The 3,661-nt window shown below is 40.6% G+C and carries 3 protein-coding genes; 1 reads left to right on the top strand and 2 read right to left on the bottom strand.

Annotated elements, in window-relative coordinates; all coding sequences use genetic code 11:
- Together V5N63_RS11285 and dnaG are read right to left on the bottom strand one after the other, a co-directional pair.
- Positions 1-524: ATP-dependent Clp protease proteolytic subunit (locus tag V5N63_RS11285; protein WP_332034021.1), on the bottom strand; the 524-nt coding region annotated here is incomplete at its 3' end.
- Between the two features lie 30 nt (positions 525-554).
- On the bottom strand, positions 555-2,531 hold the full coding sequence (gene dnaG, locus V5N63_RS11280) for a DNA primase (RefSeq protein WP_332034022.1): 1,977 nt from the start codon (positions 2,529-2,531) through the stop codon (positions 555-557).
- 243 nt (positions 2,532-2,774) lie between these two features.
- Here dnaG and V5N63_RS11275 point away from each other — a divergent pair.
- The coding region (locus V5N63_RS11275) for an isoaspartyl peptidase/L-asparaginase family protein (RefSeq protein ID WP_332034020.1) at positions 2,775-3,661 on the top strand (887 nt) is incomplete at its 3' end.

Below are 3,661 nucleotides of genomic sequence, written 5' to 3'. Positions count from 1 at the left end.
AGCATTTCTCTCAGATTAATTTCCATATCGGAAGCAACACCCTGTGCACCGCCTGAAGGTTGGTGAATCATCACTCTTGAGTGTTTCAGGGCCGAACGTTTTCCTTTCTCACCAGCTACCAATAATACTGCGCCCATAGAAGCCGCCATACCGGTACAGATGGTAGAAACATCAGGCTTAATGATCTGCATCGTATCATAAATTCCCAATCCTGCATAAACACTTCCGCCCGGAGAGTTGATGTAAATCTGGATATCTTTGGAAGCATCAGAACTTTCTAAAAACAAAAGCTGCGCTGTTACGATATTGGCTACCTGATCGTCGATTCCTGTTCCCAGAAAAATAATTCGATCCATCATCAAACGCGAAAAAACGTCCATTTGAGCAACGTTCAAACGTCTTTCTTCCATAATGTATGGCGTAAGGTTCGTTGGTCCGTACATGCTCATATATTGGTCTGTTGCCAATCCGCTGTTCCCTAAATGCTTTACAGAGAAATCTCTGAAATCTTTTTTTATGTCCATATTACTATTTTTATTTTCTGCTTTTTTAAATTACAATTTCTGTTCCCTAAAAAAAATATGCCCTTTTGTCACTAATCGGTTCAGCGTTTGGTTAATTTGATCTAAAAGCGATTTTAAAGTTTGTATTTTTTTTATGGTTTCATAATATTCTGCCTCGTTATCGTTTCGGTGTTCATTTAAAAGGTTCCGGTACTGATAGATTATTTTCTCAATAAAATGACCTTTATGAATCAGAATATCATCCTCAATCTGGGCCGCAATTTTATCTCCCAATTTCGGTGGGAAAATATTGCTTTTTTCCCAGTTGCTTAGCTGGTACGGCTCCAAAATAGCGTCCGAAACTTTCATTACGATATTTTGGTCCATTAATGTTAAGAAAAAATCTCCCTTAATAATTTTATTGTTTGCGATTCCGCTCTTTAATTCATCAACGATAATTTTATTAACGGCCGACTGTATTTCGTAATCATCTTCCTCCAAATGGTTTAAAATTTCTTCCAAAACCGATATCTGATAAGGTTCGTTATCCGAATTTACCTTATTTAAAATATAATCGCCAAAATTAAGAACATGGCTCACCAATTTTTCTTCCAGTTCTAAAAGAGGATCAAGGGTTTCAATAGCCTCAGGTACTTTTTCCAGCTTTACAGAAGCCGATTTTTCCTGTCTCTGCTGCGGAGAAATCTGCTGTTTCTGAACCTGTTTCTGAACGTTGAGTTCATTAAAAAGTGACTGTTCTGAAATACCGAATTTGGCTGAAACTTCCTTTAAATACACTTCCTGCTTCAGCGAATTCTGAACAAAAGCCACCGATTTCACGATATCGCGGATCGATTCTGCCTTTTTTATGGGATCGCTGCCGGCATCTTTCAGTAAGATTTCTGCTTTAAAATCGATAAAATCTTTCGCCTCATTTTTAATGAAATTCTCCACTAATTCCTGTGGATGTTTCCTCGAAAACGAATCCGGGTCATCGCCATCCGGAAAAAGCAAAACACGGATGTTCATCGCCTCCGAGAGCAGCATGTCGATACTTCTGAAACTCGCCTTAATGCCGGCCGAGTCACCGTCAAAAAGAATAGTGACATTTTCGGTAAGACGCTTGATGAGTTTTATCTGTTCCACCGTAAGCGCTGTACCGGAACTTGAAACTACATTTTCAATTCCTGCCTGATGAAGGGCGATTACATCCATATAACCTTCCACAAGAAGGCACAGATTATTTTTCGAAATAGCCTGCTTACTTTGATTTAAACCGTAAAGAACATTCGATTTATGGTAGATTTCTGTTTCTGGAGAATTCAGATATTTCGCGGTTTTTACATTATTCCGGAGTATTCTTCCGCCAAAACCTAAAACCCTGCCCGAAAAACTGTGGATCGGAAACATCACGCGTTCCCGAAATCGGTCAACTCCCGTAGGCGTATTTTCCGGAAAAATCGAAAGTCCTGATTTCTCCAGAATTTCTTTCGAATATCCTTTGTCTAAAGCAAATTTTGTAAAGCTGTCTTTTTGCTCCGGCGAATAACCCAACTGAAATTTCCTGATAATATCATCGCGCAGGTCCCGCTCTTTAAAATAAGAATATCCTACAGACTTGCCTTCTTCAGTTTCAAAAAGCTGCTGCTGAAAAAAATCATTGGCTATCTCATGAATTTTATACAGAATTTCCTTGTCTGTTTGCGACTGCTTTTCATCTTCGCTCAGTTCCCGCCGGTCTTCCTCGATTTCGATTCCGTATTTCTTGGCAGCGTGGCGCAGCGCTTCGGGATAAGTAAAATTTTCAATTTCCATGAGAAAAGAAATGGCTGTACCACCCTTTCCGCTCGAAAAATCTTTCCAGATCTGTTTGCTTGGCGATACGATAAAGCTTGGCGATTTTTCCTCATGAAAAGGACTCAGACCTTTAAAATTCGAGCCTGCTCTTTTCAACTGCACATATTCGCCAATGATTTCTTCCACCCGAATTGTGGAAAATATTTTATCAATAGTCGCTTTAGAAATCATTCGGTAAAAATAGGAAATAAGTTTTTGTTTTTTCAATTTATTTGGGCGTAACCCTCGCCTCCGCTTACTAAATTAAACCTAATTTTTCCAGCCGCCCGGGTCGGGCTATTCATTACAAGTCCTCATTCCGCTTTGCTGCATTCCGGGCTTTTCATTGCTATCCCTTACGCGGTTGATAAAGTTTTACCAACCCTAAACGTTCTCACCATCAAATTTTCATATTTTTGATGAAATTTTTATCTCATGAAAAACTTTACCGTTCTTCTGTTATTATTTACTTTTATCTTCAGTTTTGCGCAGAAAAAATATGTTCTGGTGATTCATGGCGGCGCAGGAACCATTACCCGCGAAAACATGACTGCAGAAAAAGAGAAAGCCTACCACGCAAAACTTACGGAAGCTTTGAACGCAGGTTACGCTGAAATTAAAAAAGGAAGTTCTTCTGTGGACGCCGTAGGAGCCGCAATATTGATAATGGAAGATTCTCCACTCTTCAATGCAGGAAAAGGTGCCGTTTTCACTTCCGACGGTAAGAATGAGCTCGACGCATCCATCATGTACGGGAAAGATCTTTCTGCAGGGGCCATTGCCGGAGTTCATACCATAAAAAATCCCATAAAAGCTGCGATTGCCGTGATGCAGAAATCCGGACATGTAATGCTTGCGGGAAGCGGCGCTGAAATTTTCGCAAAAGAAAACGGACTCGAAATCGTAGATCCAAAATATTTCTGGACCAAAGACCGCTGGGAAGGACTGCAAAAACTCAAAAAGAAAGAAGCCGAAAAAACGCCGAAAATTTCACAGAACAGCATTGAAGATTCTTATCTCATCGATCAGAAATTCGGTACCGTGGGCGCAGTTGCGCTGGATAAGAACGGAAATCTCGCCGCAGGAACTTCAACTGGTGGAATGAGCAATAAAAAGTTTGGCAGGATCGGCGATTCCCCAATTATCGGAGCAGGAACTTACGCCAATGCTCAGGTTGGGATTTCTGGAACCGGTTGGGGCGAATTTTTCATCCGTTCTACAGCTGCAAGAACCATTGCCGCAAAAATGGAATATCAAAATAAAGACCTTAAAACCGCAGCTCAGGAAACCATCGACCAGATCGAAAAAATGGGCGGAGATGG

The sequence above is a fragment of the Kaistella sp. genome, from assembly GCF_032060305.1.
GTDB classification, from domain to species: domain Bacteria; phylum Bacteroidota; class Bacteroidia; order Flavobacteriales; family Weeksellaceae; genus Kaistella; species Kaistella yananensis.
The sequence above is the reverse complement of the archived record's forward strand: the minus strand, read 5'-3'. Positions and strand labels throughout refer to the sequence as shown.

What these genes read in the sequence shown, in the direction of transcription:
- dnaG (WP_332034022.1), bottom strand. Translation starts at nt 2,531, where the DNA reads ATGATTTCTAAAGCGACTATTGATAAAATATTTTCCACAATTCGGGTG.